The organism is Chryseobacterium taiwanense, assembly GCF_000813825.1.
GTDB lineage: Bacteria > Bacteroidota > Bacteroidia > Flavobacteriales > Weeksellaceae > Chryseobacterium > Chryseobacterium taiwanense.
Genome location: NZ_JWTA01000010.1, coordinates 22,864 through 40,823, shown reverse-complemented (window position 1 = coordinate 40,823; position 17,960 = coordinate 22,864). Strand labels below are relative to the sequence as shown.

14 protein-coding genes are annotated in these 17,960 nt (G+C 34.6%); 3 read left to right on the top strand and 11 right to left on the bottom strand.

Annotated elements, in window-relative coordinates; translation table 11 throughout:
* Positions 1–6: 6 nt before the first annotated feature.
* The 11 genes from RM51_RS12380 to RM51_RS12330 form a co-directional block, all read right to left on the bottom strand.
* The gene (locus tag RM51_RS12380) at positions 7–1,155 is read right to left on the bottom strand and encodes a beta-ketoacyl synthase N-terminal-like domain-containing protein (protein ID WP_039369874.1); all 1,149 of its coding nucleotides are present in this window, start codon (positions 1,153–1,155) and stop codon (positions 7–9) included.
* Positions 1,155–1,577 (bottom strand): acyl-CoA thioesterase, encoded by a 423-nt coding sequence (locus tag RM51_RS12375; RefSeq protein ID WP_039369872.1) that lies wholly within the window; start codon positions 1,575–1,577, stop codon positions 1,155–1,157. The genes RM51_RS12380 and RM51_RS12375 overlap by 1 nt, the downstream gene beginning before the upstream one ends.
* Positions 1,567–2,838: an ABC transporter permease gene (locus RM51_RS12370; protein WP_039369867.1), complete on the bottom strand. Its 1,272-nt coding sequence runs from the start codon at positions 2,836–2,838 to the stop codon at positions 1,567–1,569. Before RM51_RS12370 ends, RM51_RS12375 begins: the two co-directional genes overlap by 11 nt.
* The gene (locus RM51_RS12365; protein ID WP_039369864.1) at positions 2,825–3,580 is read right to left on the bottom strand and encodes an ABC transporter ATP-binding protein; all 756 of its coding nucleotides are present in this window, start codon (positions 3,578–3,580) and stop codon (positions 2,825–2,827) included. The genes RM51_RS12370 and RM51_RS12365 overlap by 14 nt, the downstream gene beginning before the upstream one ends.
* On the bottom strand, positions 3,580–4,575 hold the full coding sequence (locus tag RM51_RS12360; protein WP_039369861.1) for a BtrH N-terminal domain-containing protein: 996 nt from the start codon (positions 4,573–4,575) through the stop codon (positions 3,580–3,582). Before RM51_RS12360 ends, RM51_RS12365 begins: the two co-directional genes overlap by 1 nt.
* 94 nt (positions 4,576–4,669) lie before the next feature.
* Positions 4,670–5,074: a hypothetical protein gene (locus RM51_RS12355; RefSeq protein WP_039369858.1), complete on the bottom strand. Its 405-nt coding sequence runs from the start codon at positions 5,072–5,074 to the stop codon at positions 4,670–4,672.
* Between the two features lie 4 nt (positions 5,075–5,078).
* Positions 5,079–5,522, bottom strand: coding sequence for an ABC transporter permease (locus RM51_RS12350; protein WP_039369855.1), 444 nt, complete (start codon positions 5,520–5,522; stop codon positions 5,079–5,081).
* A gap of 123 nt (positions 5,523–5,645) precedes the next feature.
* Positions 5,646–6,077, bottom strand: coding sequence for a hypothetical protein (locus tag RM51_RS12345; protein WP_039369852.1), 432 nt, complete (start codon positions 6,075–6,077; stop codon positions 5,646–5,648).
* Positions 6,077–7,216 carry a beta-ketoacyl-ACP synthase III gene (locus RM51_RS12340; protein ID WP_039369850.1) on the bottom strand — a complete coding sequence of 380 codons (1,140 nt, stop codon included), beginning with the start codon at positions 7,214–7,216 and terminating at the stop codon, positions 6,077–6,079. The genes RM51_RS12345 and RM51_RS12340 overlap by 1 nt, the downstream gene beginning before the upstream one ends.
* 1 nt (position 7,217) lies before the next feature.
* Positions 7,218–8,132: a hypothetical protein gene (locus RM51_RS12335; protein WP_039369847.1), complete on the bottom strand. Its 915-nt coding sequence runs from the start codon at positions 8,130–8,132 to the stop codon at positions 7,218–7,220.
* Between the two features lie 42 nt (positions 8,133–8,174).
* A complete protein-coding gene (locus RM51_RS12330) occupies positions 8,175–11,744 on the bottom strand; it encodes an MMPL family transporter (protein ID WP_228375813.1) in 3,570 nt (1,189 codons plus the stop codon).
* A 274-nt stretch (positions 11,745–12,018) separates the two neighbouring features.
* On the opposite strand from RM51_RS12330, the gene RM51_RS12325 reads away from it, so the two are divergent.
* The 3 genes from RM51_RS12325 to RM51_RS12315 all read left to right on the top strand — a co-directional run bounded on the left by RM51_RS12325 (position 12,019) and on the right by RM51_RS12315 (position 17,837).
* A complete protein-coding gene (locus RM51_RS12325) occupies positions 12,019–13,011 on the top strand; it encodes a hypothetical protein (protein WP_039369843.1) in 993 nt (330 codons plus the stop codon).
* Entirely contained in the window at positions 13,008–14,147 is a 1,140-nt protein-coding gene (locus tag RM51_RS12320) for an EpsG family protein (protein WP_039369841.1), read from the top strand. The genes RM51_RS12325 and RM51_RS12320 overlap by 4 nt, the downstream gene beginning before the upstream one ends.
* A gap of 267 nt (positions 14,148–14,414) precedes the next feature.
* Positions 14,415–17,837 carry a T9SS type A sorting domain-containing protein gene (locus RM51_RS12315; RefSeq protein ID WP_165585006.1) on the top strand — a complete coding sequence of 1,141 codons (3,423 nt, stop codon included), beginning with the start codon at positions 14,415–14,417 and terminating at the stop codon, positions 17,835–17,837.
* Positions 17,838–17,960 lie beyond the last annotated feature (123 nt).

Here is a 17,960-nt window from a genome sequence, read left to right as displayed (position 1 = left end):
TTCATTTTAACATTTTTCTAAAACAATTGCCGCATTACACCCACCAAAACCTGAAGCTGTTTTCAAAATATAGCTGATTTCCGCAGGTTGGTTTTCTTTAATAATATTCAAAAGTTGGGAAGTTCCCGTTTCTTTGAAGTTTTTAGATGGAATTAGGATATTATTTCTTGCACTTTCCATAGAAATAATACTTTCCAGTAATCCTGAAGCTCCCAGACAATGTCCGTAATAGCCTTTCATACTGTTTAGGGGAACGTTTTGTAATTCCATTCTGTTAAAAGCGATAGCTTCCATTTCATCATTATATATTGTCGCTGTTCCATGAGCGGAAATAAAATCGATTTTTTCTGCTGAAATATGGGCTTCTGTCATTGCATTTTTGATGCTTGCAAATAATCCGTCACCGGTTCTTGAAGGACCGGAAATATGATTGGCATCATTAATTGCTGAATCTCCTAAAATTTTAAAACTAAATTTTTCGTTTTGATTTAATTCAGAAGTTATATAAACTGCTGCAGTTGCTTCACCAATATTAATTCCGTCACGATTTTTATCGTAAGGTTTGCAGATTTCTGTTCCGATCGCTTGGAAAGAATTGAAACCTGAAATGACAAACTCGGAAATTTCATCTCCGGCAATTACAAAAGCATCTTTATATTTTCCTGCCTGAATCATATTTTTGGCAACGGCAATCGCCATTACTCCAGAAACACAGGCGTTAGAAACAACAATAGGTTTGGTTTTAATCCCGAAAAAATCAGCGATCTTTTGAGCCAAGCTTGAAAGGAAAACGCTTTCCGGTAAAGAGGTTTGGTTTTTTAGTGAACTGATATTTCCTTTTGTTGTTGATAAAATAAAAGCCGTTTCATCTGAAACAGGATGTTTTTCAACTAGAGGTTTTAAGCTTAACAAAAACATTTTTTCAAGCCTTGTAAAAGTCGAATTGTCATTCTGAGCTCCGTCGAAGAATCTGTTAAACTCGTTTTCCAGTTTTTCAGAATCAATCATAGAAGCGTAAAACGGCTCTTGATTTTCTATAATTTTATGTAAAGCTACGCCTGATTTTCCTTCTAAAAGGGCATTCCAGTTTGAAGAAACATCAAATCCTAAAGGAGTGACGCAGTTATAATCTGTAATATAAATTTCCTTCTTCATTATAATCCCATTTTATCTTTCCACGCCTGAAAAAACTCAGGATTATATAAGCACAAATTATTGTCTGAATCTAAGAATACCTGAATGGTTTCTCCTGAGCAGACCAATTTATTTTCTTCGTTGAAGAGTTCGTATCTGTAAATTAATTTTGCCGAATTGGAATTCACAAAAGTGGTTACAATTTTAAATGTTTCTCCATATTTTAAAGGAAGAAAATGTTCGCAAGTACTTTTTACAATGGGTGTAACGTAACCCGCTTTTTGAATGTCAAGATACGTCAAACCATGCTGTCTTCCGAAAGCTTCTCTTCCGTCCTCGAAATAGACGATATAATGACCGTGCCAAACAATTCCCAATGGATCTGTCTCATTGAATCTTACTCTAACGACTTCTGTACAAGTTAAATTTTCTTTAGACTGCATTTTGTTTTCTTTCGTAAATTAATGAAATCCCAACCATGGCAAGATAGAATAAAAATAAGAAGGTGAGCTCTTTTGCAATTCCACCGATTCCGCTGTTTCTTAGAATGATGTCATAGTAGGCATTTAGTCCCCAATTCATAGGAGAGAATTTTGCCACTGACTGCATAAATTCTGGCATTAAAAATACCGGAACCCAGATTCCTCCGATGGCAGCTAAAACCACAACAGACGTTGCTCCGAAGGGTGCAGACTGTTCCTGAGTATCAGCAATGGTTCCTAATAAAACACCGAAACCAATGGCTGCCAATCCTGAAAATAATGTTACGACAATAAGCTGGAACATTTTTCCTGTGACATCAAATTGAGGTAAATCCATATAAGGGAAAAGATAAATTCCTACGGCAACCATCAGTAAAAACTGAATGATACAGATGATAAGATAGGTAAATGTTTTTCCTAAAATATGGATGAAATAAGGAGTCGGGCTGATTCTTGCTCTCACGCTTGTTCCCTGGCTTTTTTCTTTAACCAAATTAATAGACAAAGGAACTACGATAAAGAATATTGCGAACAATGCCCAAGCCGGAACGTTATGCTGAACCGAATTTGGAATCACTTCCATTTTTCCTTTTTTCGGAGTGATTTCTTTGAAACTGATTAAGTTTTTATTTTCTTCAAGATTTTCTGTGGTTCCCAGCTGATCCTGGAACGCTTTGTAAATCTTTTGGTTCTCGATCTCAAAAACCATTTTGTTCACGGAATTCATCACTGAGTTTTTGAATCCGGCATTGGTGGCAGGATCAAAGTATAAATGAATTTCTTTGGCTTTTACAGCCGGAATCGGAACTTTTTGGTTTGCATTTTCATCCAATCCAAATGAACTTACAATTGCCTGAACTTTGGCATCGATATTTGAATTTAAATCTTTCGTTAAATTTTGAGGAATAACGATGGCCATTTGATAATCTCCTCCAAAAACGGCTTCCTGAGCAGATTTTTCAGTGTAATTGGTCAATAGTTGGAAAGTTTTGCTGCTTTCCAGTTCGTGTTTTATATTTTTTGAAACTTCAGATTTGTCGTTATCAATAAAAATGATCGGGATTTTTGAGCCTTCCAGATTTTTGAAAGTAGAATCCTGAATCAGTGTAATGGTAATGATCAGCAATAAAGGCATCACGAAAATGATGACGATTCCCCCGATATCTCTTTTCAGTAAAAGAACTTCTTTCACGAAGCTTCTCCATAATTTATACAACAACATCTCTTAATTCTTTTCCGGTTAATGAAATGAAAACATCTTCTAGGTTTTCAGCATTCGTCACTCTGTTTACCAATTCTTCAGGTGTTCCGACCGCGTGGATTTTTCCGTGGTCGATGATGGCGATTTTTGTACAGAATTCTTCTGCTTCTGAAAGGTGATGCGATGTATAAATGATACAGGTTCCTTTTTTATTTAAATCCAAAAGATGATCGATAATGGCTTTTTTGGACTGAACATCAACTCCAACAGTTGGTTCATCCAGAAATAGAACTTTAGGATTGTGAAGGGTTCCTGCAATCAGATTACAACGGCGTTTCATTCCTCCTGAAAACTGTTCTACTTTTTTATCTGCAAATTTTGATAATCCCATAATTTCTAAGGATTCATCAATAGCATTTCTTAATTTTTTGTGACTTAAACCGTAAAGACTTCCGAAATACATTAAGTTTTCTTTAGCAGTCAAAGTCGGATATAAAGCGTATTCCTGTGGAACAATTCCGATGATTTGTCTTAATTTAAAACCGTCTTTTTGAGGAGATAATCCATTGATTTTAAAACTTCCTGAAGTGGGTTTTATCAACCCTGAAAGCATGGAAATCAATGTTGTTTTTCCGGCTCCGTTGGGACCGAGAATTCCGTAGATTTCGTCTTTCTCAATATTCAACGAGATATCATTTACAGAAAAGTCTTCTGCATTTTTATATTTTTTATATAAATTTTTAATCTCAATTAAGTTCTCCATTAGATCGCTTTTCTCAGTTTTTTATAGAAAGCTTCTTCCAGATCTGCAATATGAAGCATTGTTTTTGAAAGCTGATTATAAATATCGCTTTTCGAGTTTCTGTTTTTGTAAACTCTTGCAATATCTACCGCAAAATCTCTCCAAAGGTCACCGATAGAGGTGATTTCTTTAGAAAGTTCATTAAGCTTATCATTTTTAAGAATGACTGCTGCTTCCTGTAAAAATGCCCCATAAATAAATCTAAAACCGCCACCACCAGTTCCGATTTCTTCCTGCATTCTGATCAGTTGACCAAGATAATGATTGGTTACTTTCGTTCCTTTTTTCTCTGCCCATTTCGGGATGCTTCTTGCTACCCATCTCATGGCTTTTACCCCAATTAGAGGGACAGGAGCCAACATGTTTTTACAGGTATCTTTGATCCCTTTTTTGATCGCTTCTTCCAAGTTTACATTTTCAGGAATGTAAGTAGGGTAGTACATGTGACCTTTAGGAGGAAGTGCTCCTTTGGCATATCTTACCTTTTCAAGTTCTGCTTCGGTAAGAGTAGTGGTATAATCCATCACAGGATCGCTGATCAGGAATTTTCCGTCTTCTTTTCCATAGACAACCAAATTGTGGGCGTTAAAATGGAATTTATATTCTTCAGGGAAATAGGTTAAGTTAAAAACTCCCACCTGTAATCCTGTTGGTATATTCTGATTTAAATTTCTTTCTAAAGCTTTCTGTGCTTCCGCTGGGTTTGAGAATTTTTCTCTTTTGATTTTAATTCCCAGTCTTTTTGCCGCCTTGCTGAAAATCGCACCCGGCATCGGACGATAGCTAAACCCCGGAGCAAAATTTACTTTTAAGAAGGGTAAGTAGACAAAGAACAATCCGGAACCGATTCCGAAGATCATAGGTTCGCTGAGTTTTAGTCCTTTGTTCAATAATAAATTGGAGGCAACACCGTTTTCGCAATGCGCTGTTTGGTGATGTTCAAAATTAAGTTCCATTTGGGCTTTTATCTATTTATCTCAGGAGATAATTTTTAAAAGAGATTCTTCCTTCGTCAGAATGACAAATAAGATGTTTTCTATTTTAAATTAATTATTTTCCGTTGAAGTTTTTTAATTCATCCACTGAAATTCCGAAAGCATCGGCATATTTTTTCAGTACGGATTCGCTTAGTGTTTTAAATATTTTGGGTTTTCCGTGCCTTTTTACACGCCATTGCCACATTCCAACGTAGGCTGCCAATACCTGCAGATCCATTTTATTCAGTTCCATGAAATAAATAATAGGACTTACGATATTGTTGGCAACATTTTGTTTGGCTTCTTCAATTCTTTCGTTGATTAACGCTAAAGATTCGTCTAACGCTGCTTTTTTTACATCCCAACCGATACTGTTTGCGGTGGTATAATTATTATTCTCATCAGTTACATACAAGACTTCAGTCATGTTTGCTGATTTCAGATTGCTTTCGTCTTGAGGAAGGTCTTGTTTTTTCATCGGTTTAGTGTTTTACTTCTTGAATAAACAAATTAATTTCGGCTCTTATCAGAAGTTCATCGTTATTAAATGTCTCACAAAAGATGTTGCAAATGTTTTCAAACTGGGAAATCAATGATGCTTTTGAAATGATTTTATCACCCACATTTGGCAATGCAAAAACTTCAATTTTCTTGATATTGGTAATAAAGCCAATCACTTTTGTATCTGCTTCAGGATTTTCGAAGAAGCTTTGTCCCAGAATGGATGAACAGGTTTGTGCTAAATTTTCAATTAAACCCGCTTCAACGAGTTCATTGTTATGAACAAAAACATTGTCTTCTTTGATTTCAAAGGAAGTAATCACTTTTTCTTTGGTCAATTCCAAGATATAATCAGCCATCAGCATCGGTTCGCGATGCGGGAGAAAATTGTGTATATTGATGATGTTTTCTTCCTTGATTTCCATTATCTATTTTTTTGAATTTGTTTTAAACGCAAAGCTTGCAAAGATTTTTTGAAATACTAAACGTTTTTAAGTTCGCAAAGCCGTTTCACTTAACCAAGATCACAAAGCTTTTAATTCAAATATTTACATTACCACAGTTTTCATTTGGGATTTAGCAATAACCTCATCATTAAGCTTTGTCACAATATCCACTAAAGTTACTCCCATCATTTCATTAATAATAGAAACTTCTGAAGTGAGCTTATCACCCAATTTTGGTAACTGTATTGCTTCAAAAGTTTTAATAGCACCTATGTATCCTGTCGGAGCCTCTTTTCCTAATAAATAAAACTTATAGCCGGTGTGTAACGCCACACTCTGCGCCTGATGTTCTACCAAACCGGAAGCCTGAAAAATCCCGTCCTGAACAAAAATGTTTTCCTCTTTTATTTCAAATCCTGAAACCAAATGATCTTCAGAATATGCTGCAATGCTGTTGACCATTACAAAAGGAAATCGCTGTGGAATTAAACTTTCCACGAAATTCTGATCAGTGGTTGGTAATTTGTTTTCCATTAGCAAACCGTTAATAAAGCACAAGAATAGGCAAATCTTCCACTTTCAGGAACACAAAGAAGTACTTTTTCTCCTTTTTTCAGATTTCCTGAGTTCATTAATTGTTCTACGGCAATAAAAATTGAACCGGCTCCAATATTTCCAACTTCAGAAAGGTTATAGAACCATTTTTCCCAAGGGAAATCCAATCCTACTTTTGCAAACTCATCTTTCAGTCCTTCTTTAAAATATCCGGAAGAAATATGAGCTAATACATGATCGATAGATTCCGGATCAAGATTGTGTTTATCAAAAGATGATCTTAAACTTTCAGCACCTTTTACCAGAATATATTTATCTAAAATTTTAGTGTCCTGCTTTAAAGCAAAAATAGACTGCTTCAACCATTCTTCTGAAGGGTAGTCTGCCCAAGATTGCAAGCTTCCGTCTTCCTGCTTTTCGCAACCTGCATACATACAAGCTTCAATTTCGTGAGCATAAGAATAGAAATCAATCCATTCTACTTTTAAATTGGTTTCGTTTTCTCTTGGTTTGTTTTCCAATAAGAACGCTCCGGCTCCGTCAGAAAGCATCCACCTCAAAAATTCTCTTTTGAAAGCGATGATTGGTCTTTCTTCTAATAAGATTAAGTTTTCTGCTTCGTGATTGAATTTATCTGCGGTCATCCAAGCTGACATTCTTTCTGAACCTGCGCAAACAGCCTGATCCTGAACTCCTGCTTTAATGGAAAGGAATCCGTAGTTCAACGCATTCATTCCTGAATTGCAAAGTCCTGTTGCGGTATTAATTTCAATAGATTTTCCGATATTTAATTCACCATGAACCATGGAAGCGTGTGAAGGCTGAATCTGATCTGGTGAAGTTGTTCCTACAGATAAAAGTTTCAAGTCTTCTTTTTTGAATTTTTCGTCAAAAAGTCCTTCAACTGCTTTTGCTGTCAATTGTGCATTTGTATGAGTAGGGTTTCCTTCTTTATCTAGAGCGTAATATCTTGTGGTAATTTTATTATTTCTTAAAATAATTGCTTTTGCCTTAGACTTCGCGCCATTTATATAACCAAGATACGTTTCCATTTCGTCATTTGAAACCGGCTCGTTGGGTAAGTATTTTGATGCTTTTGTTATAAATACGTCGTACATTCTATTTTAAATTAATTCCTTGTAAATATTTTTTTTCTTTCTGTCTTTTGAACCAAAAAATTGGTGTTGTTAGTAGGTGTAAAACCAACACTACGGGTGAGATAATCCATATCGCCGCCATCAAATATACCTTAAAGAATTTGATAAGTAGCGGTCGTTTCTCTTTTTTCTTTATAATAAGGTTTGACCAAATGGTGAAAATTTTGTTTCCTACCTTTTCTACACGTACTAAGAACGGTCTTATTTCGATCGCTCCATTTTTTACGAGATCAGGCTGTAATCCTTCAAAATCATTCTTGCTGAAATGGGCTTCAATAATGTTTCCATATTTTACAGAATCCTTTATTTCTTGATCTGAAACTCCGGCTGCAGGAAGGATACCTGATTTTTCTTTTTGTCCGCCGATCATCCAGCGAATTACGGTCAATACGCTTGTGTAATTATCATGTCGGTCTACCAAAGCAATATTTCCTATCAGTTTGGCTTTCATATTTTTTAAATAGACTTTCAGTTTTTCCTGAGAGAACATCCACATATTTCTGGTACCTGAAATGGTAACAACGGGTGTGTCTTTCAGGAGTTGTTCTGCGTAGCCGCTTTTTAAAAATGAAATAATAGGAATAGAAGGGGTTAAATACCAAACCTGATATCCAAAAAGAATAAGGTCGTATTTTTTATTCAGTACCTCTTCAGAAGGGGGAAGAATTTCACTTGGAATTTGTAAATAAGACTCAGGGAAAGTATTGAAAAATACATCATTTGACCACGGAAAAGGAAAATCTTCCTTCATTTTGATATTGTAATAGGTAACTTGGTACTCGTCTGTTTTTTCTTCAAAAGGACGGGCAATGTTCTTTACAATATCTTCGAGTTGACCTGTCTGAGTATAATATATTACAAGTATATTCTTCTTCATGCGTTTGTTATTATTTACAAAAATATGTTTTTCAGTGGTATATTATGTATGTCTATATATTTTTATTGATGCTGAACTTGATTCTAGTGTATAATTTATATGTTCAAAAGAAGTATTTCCTTCATTAATAAAAATAATTTTTGGAGGAAGTTCTTTTAAGTTGGTAAGATCAAAAGATTCAGTGGAGATCAAAAGAGTATCAATTTCTTTATCAATTTCTGAGAAATCGGAGATGTATTTGATTTTTCTTCGTTGTACAATATAATTATGCTTTGCGACTTCGCGTTTTTCAGGATTGCTTATAAAACTGAATATTTTTCTTCTGGCCTGCTGTAAAGTAAATACAATATCTTTTTGGCCGTAGTCATCTGAAATGTGTAAGATATTTCCGTCTTTTGGAATATGCTTGTTCAGTTCGAAATACAATGATTTGTTTTTGTTGAAATCATTTTTAACTTCTTTTACGACTTCATTGTCTTTGTACAAAAAGCTTAAAAATAATTTCTTTTTAAAATAGTTTTCATCTTCTAGCTCATTTCTAAGCTTTGAAAATTCTTCTCTGAAATAAGCATTGACCTTTTTTGTTCTTTCTGAATATATTTTTCCGAAGTTTAAGTCGTTTTTATCAATTCTTTCTCCCACTTTTACCGTAATAACTCCATCATAAATAATGAAGTCACCTTTTGGTAAAACTTCAGAATTTCCGTGGATATAAACCGGAACAACGTCTAATCCGAACTCTTCTGCAATATAAAATGCTCCTTTATGGAATCTTTTGACATCATTGGTGTAAGAACGCTCTGCTTCAGGAAAAACAACCAAGGAATATCCCTGCTTTACTTTTTCTTTCAGTTTCTCCATTCCGTTTTCGATACCCTGAGAAACGGGATAGAATCCTAAAGCTTTTACAAGCTTTCCGAAAATAGGGGAGTTATATACCCAGTCATTTACCAGGTAAATAATTTTATGATTACTCATTGCCAAAGCCAAAGTATCTAGGAAGGAAGTGTGGTTAGCAATAATTACAGCCGGTTTATTGAAATCTTCATTAGGATTTTTGATAAACTTCTTTTTTACAAACGGATTGGTGTATAAAACAGAAACTAAAAATTTAGCTAAAATCAGTTTTATAATGTCCAGTGTTTTTCCTTTTGAGTTTTTAACAAAAATACTTCCAACCGCAGAAAATAGCAATCCTCCTAATCCGTAATATAAAAATGACAATACAGAATTGAATAGCATTCTGAAGGTAATCGGTGAAAGCCCTTTTTTCGCTCTGTTGGTAATTAATAATCTAAACCAGAACGGATATAATGTTGAGGTAATGATGATCACCGAGAACATTCCGATGAGTGCCACCAAAGCTAAGGAATGCAATGCGGGATGTTTTGCAAAAATCAAAGATCCGATAGAAAGTACTGTGGTGAAAACAGCAAGAATAATAGAGGTTCTGTACGTAGGAAGTTCGTTTTTCCCTGTTGTATGTTCCTTCTGCATCGCCTGAGTAAGGAAAATACTGAAGTCGTCTCCGACACCGAAAACCAAAGTGCAGACAACGGTACTGAAAATATTAAGCTCTAATCCTAAGAAATATAGAATTCCTGCGGTAACCACTCCTGTCAAGACAATCGGGAACATTGTCAAAATCGTCAGTTCAAAATTTCTGAAGAAAATAATGATGGTTAAAATAATAGCCAGCAAAGAATAATTAATCAGCGTATTGAAATCTCTTTTCAACAACCCTAAAAAATTTTCATTCATCTGTTGACGGTCGATTGCCAAAGCGTCGTGATTTTTTTCAACGTCTTTAATGAAGGCGTCTCTTTTCTTTTCATCAACTTTTACCACATTGGAAACGGTATAAAAGCCATTTTCATTACTTAAGAATTCCGAGACCTGTAAAGCTTTTACGGTTGAGTAGTCTTTTAGACTTAATGTAGAATAGTTTTTATTTAAATTTTCATTGAACTGATCAAATGCCGAACTATTGAATCCGAATTGATTTCCATTTTTTACCAATTCAGAAATAGTTTGGGTTTTCTTGTTGTTATCCCAGAATTTATTCCAGCCTTCAATCTTTTTTTGCTGATCTTTTTCGGATAAAACCACATTTCCAAGAGAATTGTAGCTGAGGATTTTTCCGTCTTTCTTTTCTTTTTCTAAAAATTGGCTCAGTTGAGAGTTTCTTGTTAAAGCTTCATTTTCAGAGTTTCCATAGGAAATTGTATAAATCGATTTTGAAGTAATATCTGAAAGCTTTTCCAGTTTAGCCTCGCTTATTTTTAGATCTTTCGGAATGTAATTTAAATCTCCGATATCTTCATTGAACCCAACATGTCTGAAACCGAAAAGACAGGCTATAATAATAACCGAGCATCCAATAATAAGCGGTTTGTTTTTTTCGTAAGGATATGCTCCGATTTTGTCTATGAAATTGGTATTAACTGATTTCTCCTTAGTCTTTGGTTTGTAGAGTTGAGGTACAATAATCAATGCGGTAACCGATGAAAGAATCACGGTGATTGCAGCAAACAGCCCTAAATCCTTTAAGGCTTCCGAACGTACAAAAACCAAACACAAAAATGAAACGGCAGTTGTTGCACTACTTAAAATAATAGGTTGTGTGATTTCTTTGTACAGCTCTTCAATATTGTTGTTGTGCTTATAATGCGTCAGAATATGAAGTGCATAATCGATAGTAATTCCTATTAGAATAGCTCCTACACTTAATGAGATTGCAGAAATTTTATCTTTAATAAAATATAAAATCAGTAAAGCCAATAAAACAGAGAATACTGTGGGAAGAAAGACAATGATAGGGGTAAAAACATTTCTGAAATAATAAATCAGCAAAAGCAAAAGCACGGTCATTGAAATAATGACTGTATTTTGGATGTCTTTTTTTATCTGTTGAGCGTTTGCAACCGCAATAACTGGAGACCCGAAATAGCTGATCTCTGTTTTTCCTTTGAAGTGTTTGTTGAGGTTATCTTTTATTTCGTTGAGCTGATTAATAAATGTCTCATTGTTTTTGGTATCGTTGCTTTTGTTTTTAGGACTGATGAAAAGAAGAAGATTTTTTCCGTCTTTAGTAACAATATAATTGTCTTCAAGCTTAAAATCTTTGCTAATATTTAAAGCGTTGAGTTTTTTGATCCCTAAAAAAGTAATTCCCAGCGGATCTTTTTTAATGAATTCTTTTGTCACCAAACTTGTTGGGGAAACTAAAGAAACATAATTGTTCTCAACCTGTTTTGCGATACTGTCCTTTTGAAGTTTTCTTTCGATTTCGCTGTAATCGTTTTCATCTAAAAACAAAGGAAGGTTCTGATTGACAAAATCGAAGGTTTCTGAAATTTCATTATCATTTACTTTTCCCTGAACTGTGCCAATGTACTTCTGTAAAGGCTCAATTTTAGTTAAAAAAGTATCCGCGGTTTCCGAAAGTTGAAACTGATCTTCTTTGGATTTGTTTTCGATGATAACAATGATTTTATCTGAAAAATTGAGCTGTTTCAGAACTTTTGCCGTAAGATCGGACTTTTCATTTTTAGGGATTATCTGATTGATATCTTCTTCAAAATTGATTTTTGAAGCAAAAAAAAGGCACAAAACAGCTATTCCTGTCGCAAAAAGAACAGAAAAAATCTTGTTTTTTGAGATGAGATAATATAAAAATATGAAGAAACGATGCATTACATTATAAAATCAAGTTTGCAAATTTAAATTTTTAGGGGGTAGTTCAAAATTTTTAACGATAAAGTTTGACTTGAAAATCAATAAAATATTTCTAGTCCGAATGAAAAAAACTTATATTTTTGCAAATAATGTCTTTGTAAAGAGACTTTTTGAGACAAAATTATTCTAATTCGAGGAACTGTTTTGTATGCAGAAACTATTTGATGAAAAAATAAATGACGTTTTATTTGTCATAATTTTCCCGTTTCTTCTTCTATTCATAGCGTATTATGGCTTTGAATCCTCTTATGTGGATATGAAAAAATGGGAGAAGGCTCCGGATTTTATGTTTTCTTCGGTATACGCGTATCGTGTCATTCCTAATTACCTGAGCGTTCATGTGACGGAAATTCTTACTGAAATTATGAAGGGTTTTCCGGTGTTAAAAGCTTTTCTGCTGAAACACGGAAGTTTGTTTTATCATGGGGTTTTTGTGGTGAACAGCCTGTTCTTCGTTTTGTCTTCCATTATTTTACATTTAATTTTTAAATTGAGTCCTGCCGATTTTTTTCAGGATATTAAAATAAGACGGCTTGTTCATCTGTTGGCGGTGTTTTTTATTGTTATTACTCAGTATGTACCTACCAATTGCGATGTGGTTGCGGTTTTCTTTTATTTGTATGGCATTCTATTGACCTTAAAGTATTTTCATTATAAAAAATATAGTGTTTTTTTAGGATTACTTGTTTTGATTTTTATTTCAACGTTTGTAAGAGAAACAGCTTGTTTGAATATTGCTTTTTTCGCAGCCCTTTTTGTTAATATTGAAAAATTTGATTTGACTTACGGTAAGGAAATCGCTTTTCTTGTGATTGCTTTTGTATTGCCTTATTTGGGATTGAAGTTTTTTATTCCTCAGAATGTTTCTTTTGCTGAAGGAATTTACGTTCTTAAAAACTTTACAAGTCCCTTTAATTTGTTGGGCTTATGTTTTGGGGTTTTGGGTTTATACTTTACGTTTTCACTTTGTAGTTCGGATCAACAGATTATTTTAAAAAAATATATTCTTTTTTCATCTCCTTATCTATTGATGATTGCCCTTGTAGGGCTTTTTTGGGAGACGAGACTTTTTATCCCTTTACTTCTGACAGGCTTTGTGATAGCTTCTCATGAGTTTAAAAAATATAAAACTACTTCATGAGTTTATTGCACCCATATTATATTATTGCCATTATTTATATGATGATTTTTAGCTTTCAGGAAGTGTTTTCCAGAAGGGTTGATAAAAGATGGCTTTGGGTTTTAGGGGTATATCTTATGATCGTGGCGGGGCTTAGAGATCAGGTAGGACCTGACTATGGAAGTTATCGCGGGATTTTTATTTATTCCGGGACAAAAGATTATCTGAGTATTTTTATGAAGGCTCTTAATATGGAAGGGCCACAACCTATGGAGCTGGAATGGCTCTTTGTGTTGATTAATAAGATTATGCTGAATGTTTTTAATGCGCCTTTCTACATGCTCACTTTTGTAGTTGCCATTATTACGATATTTTTCAAAATAGATTATGTGGAGGATAATACCTTTTATCCCTTTACTTTTATGCTGTTTATGTTCATACCCGGCTTTTTTATCGGGGAAAGTGGGCAAATCAGACAGTGTTTAGGATCGTTTATTGTTTATTTTGCGATTAAGTTTATTAAGCAGAGGAAATTGCTTTATTACCTTTTGTTTATTTATATAGGGGCGGGAATTCACAATGTATGTTATATATTTTTACCCATGTACTGGTTGGCTCGTGTGCCTTTGAATAAGACCTGGATGTTGATACTCATCGTGGTTTCGGTGTTTCTTTCTCCATTTGAAGTCTATCGTATTTTTGGGGACTTTTTAACGAATATCGCTTCGCAGAGTGAGCTGGTGGAAGGATTTAACGGATATATCGATGAAACGGCACAAAGGTTAAACGGTGGATTCGGAATTCCAGAGGTAATGATGATCATCCTTACCTTCTTCCTTTTCTTCTTCGATTCTGATATGAAAAAGAAGTTTCCTTACTACGAATATCATAGGAACTATGCCGTTATCGGAATTTGTTTTTACTTTATCTTTAGAAATAACCCTATTTTTTCTTCCCGTTTGGCGGGGGCATTTATTGGTTTCTCGTACATTATTATTCCAAATGCAATGTATGTAGCTTCTGAGAATACTAAGAAAACAATTTATACGTTCATTATCGCTTTGGTGATGTTCAACTTTATTGTTTTCTCAAGCTTTAAAAATATTGTGAACGGTAGATTTACAATCGAGCTTTACAAAAATCATTTACTACCATAAAATTAAGTTTTTTGCTTTAAATAGGGCGATACGTGATGTATCGCTTTTTTTCGTTTTGTTTAGTTGAATTAAAATTAATCATAAATTAATTGTTTCTGTGTAATATTATTATATTTTTGCAATGACACAAAAATGATTAATAATTTATTAGTATTGAAATATGTTTGTTTTTTATTTTAAATAAATGTATTTATTTTTAATTATTAATAATTTTTATCATTTATGATTTATGAATTTATAAAATTCACTTTATGGAGAATAATAAGTTTGAGAAATACGAGAACTATTAGTCTTACAGCTCTATACGCGCTATGTTTGATTCCAGTTTTGGGTTTTTCTAAGGTGAAAAAAGACTCTTTAGAACTTAAAACTTTAAAAAAGGATAATCAGGTAGAAAAGTCAAAAGAGTGGAAAAATCAATATTCTAAAACCTTGTTGAAAGATTGGACAAAAGCACCGAATAGCTATGTTTTTGATCCTTATTCTTCCTATGAAGGCCTTTATATCCCTGTAAAAAAAGCGTATGCCATCTGGCTGACTAATCCATTGTTGGGCGCGTCTGGGTTACCTTCCGGTACCGTTACCGCAGATGTGTTGTGGGAGGATGTTCATGGGTTGATAAAAGCCAATGCTAATTATAGCCTTGAAATAGTTGGAACCGGAGAAGATGCGAAAATCAAAATTCCGATTAATAAATCAAAAGAAGGAAATGCGGTAATTGCATTTAGAATCAACGGAGAGATTTTTTGGTCTTGGCATGTTTGGGTTACGGAAGATCCAAGTAACGGGTCGTCTTATAAAAGCTTTCCGGGAGTTAAAAGAAAAAAAAGTGATGGGACTGTAGAAGTGATTCCTGATTCCGAATGGAAGTGGATGGATCGTAACTTAGGAGCGATAAGCAGTTCTATGACCGGGACGGAATGGAATAGAAATGGAGGATTGTTGTATCAGTGGGGGAGAAAAGACCCTATTCCTCCTTTGGTCATGAAAGGAGGTGATTTTTATGAAGTTTCAGGTTCCATAGGCAGAATCCGACACCGTGGAGCGAAAAATTTTACTAATGCAACTAACTTTGATAACCTCAGACAGTTTGTTTTGTTGTCGAATGCTACGGTAAATAATAATATTCAGCTTGCGATAAAAAATCCGTTAAGTTTAATTTATGTCAATAAGGATGACAATTCAGGTCCGGCTTATTACAATAACAATACAAACTTGATGGTAAACTGGTTTGGGAAGTCCTCAACCATAACCGATAACCGATTGTCTGAACTCAACTTGTGGTCTGATAATTCTGAAGGAAATATTGTAGCGGATTATAATAATTCAGATAACGCAGCGGTATATAAAGATAAATCAGCATTCGATCCCTGTCCGAATGGATGGAGAATTCCTTCAATGTTGACGGCGAATTTAGCTTCGGTATTCTATGTGGATGATATTCGTGTAGATTTTTCTCCTTTTGGAGTACGAACAGGGTTAGGAAAAAATACATTTGAATCCAACGGATATCATATTATTAAACCGAATGATACCAACGTTCCATCATACTTACAAGGAGTAAAGGCGTATCCCAATTTAGGATTTGATCTTTCTAATGTAGGAGGGTTTAATATGGGTGTTTTCCCGGGGACAGGTCAGCTAGCAATAGATTTACAGGGAGGGCAATATACGGATCAGCATCATGTAGGATTGTGGACGGCAACGATGGCGAGACATTTTGATACGACTCCTGCGGTAGGAGCAAGATCATTATTTATGGTTTCAGATCAATATCAGACCGATATTCCGGATCCTTCAAAACCGAATATTAAAGGAAGGTATTGGTATATGCCTACCTCTGCAGTAAAAACATCAGATGCCAATGCGTGCAGATGTATAAAAGATCCTTTGAATGTAATTAATGATTACGATTTTCCAACTGAGTACTTCACTGCATCAACTGAATATAAAGAAGGTTTAAATAATCCTAATACTTATCAGATTGTAAAGTCGACCTCTTTATCTGCTATTGAGATTCCTGTAAGTAAAGCTTTCTCTGTACAAAGTCAGCTTCTGGGAAATGAGGCAATCTTAAATGCTGCAAGTTTTAATAATCTAAAAGCGAATGTTCTTTGGTCAACCAATACTTCATTAATAAATACGGTAACTGTAACGAATCCATCTCCTGGGTCAACTGCAGCATTAAATAACTCAAAAATTGTTGTCAATATTAATCCCAATCAGAGTGGTAATGCGGTTGTAACCTTACATAATGGAAGTATCGCGAACCCTGTGTACTGGTCATGGCATATTTGGGTGACAGATACGGCGGTAGGAAGCTATAATTATACGACTGAATTGCCTGATGCAACAGCAAGTAATTATGTAAACTATATTCCTAAAGGGGATATTCTAAAAACAGAATTTATGGATCGAAATCTGGGAGCTACAGATGCTTTTCCTCAGGTTGCAGATCCTCTTACGCCAACGGCAGCCGAACTTTCAAAAATTAGAGCATCAACAGGACTGCAGTATCAGTGGGGAAGAAAAGATCCTATTCCATCATTTCAGAATGCTGATAACAGATCGAGCTATAATATATTCTTAGGGAATGTTTCAGATACCGGAGGCGTTGCGTATACTACGCTTACTCCTACGGTGTATAATAACCTTTCCGGTAGTTATATTATACCTTATGATACCTATTCGAATGCTGCAAACGCAAATGTTTTGTCAACTGACCGACCTTCACAAAAAATAGCAAAAGTACTTTCTTATTCTGTGGGGCATCCTTTGGTGTATATGATTCCGAGTAGCTTTGCTCCGTATAATTCTACAACGCCAAATTATTCAAACGGAACCGACTGGTTGGCTACAGAGCCTAATCTTGCTGCGGACAGATGGGGAAGAGGTGGTGAAAAATCTCCTTTTGATCCTTGCCCGCAAGGATGGAGGATTCCTGACTTAACAGGTGTTACCATAGTAAGCAATAAAGACTTTGGTATTTCGCCTTGGTATAAAAAAGATAAAAATGTAGCAACTGCTTATAGCGTGATTACTGACTATTTAGGAACACGAGTTAGAAATAGTACTTCTACAACCATAGGATATATGTACAATAATACGAGTTATTTGGTGGGTAATTATCCGAATTCCGGATCCAGAGGATTTAGAAGTGTGACGGCTAATCAATCTGCTCAGGGAACGTTCAATGTGAATAATTTTCAATATCCGGGAATATGGACTGGAGCTCTCAATTCCAATTATATCGGGAGAGCGGTTAATATTCTTTTTGATGCCGCATCAAGCGCAAATCGTATGATTGCTTTTCATGATAATAATGATCCTTATTTTGGAATGAATTGCAGGTGTGCAAAAGTAAAATATGATCAAAATGGAGAAGAGCTAGGAGCGATCCCTAAAAATCAGGTTTCTGCAGGATTAGGTGGTGCTCCGGGATTAGCAACAACTAACGTAGAAAAGAAAGAAGATGCACTTGTTTTGTATCCGAATCCTGTCCATAATGTTTTAAATATAAAAGGAGATACAGGAAAGTTATATCAATTTCAAATATACAATGCAGCGGGGCAACTTGTATTGACAGGTCAGTTTAAAAATAATCAGGCTGATCTTTCAAGCCTTTCTACAGGTGTTTATATAATTAAAGTTAATAATTCTGAAACAATCATGAAGATTATTAAAAGATAGATACAGCATCTAACTATAATTAAAGAGAAACATATAGTATTAAAATGTTTTTAAATTCATATTTTTGATTAATAGGAAAATGTGAAGAAAAAATAAAATCCTATGTGTTTCTCTTTTTTTGTG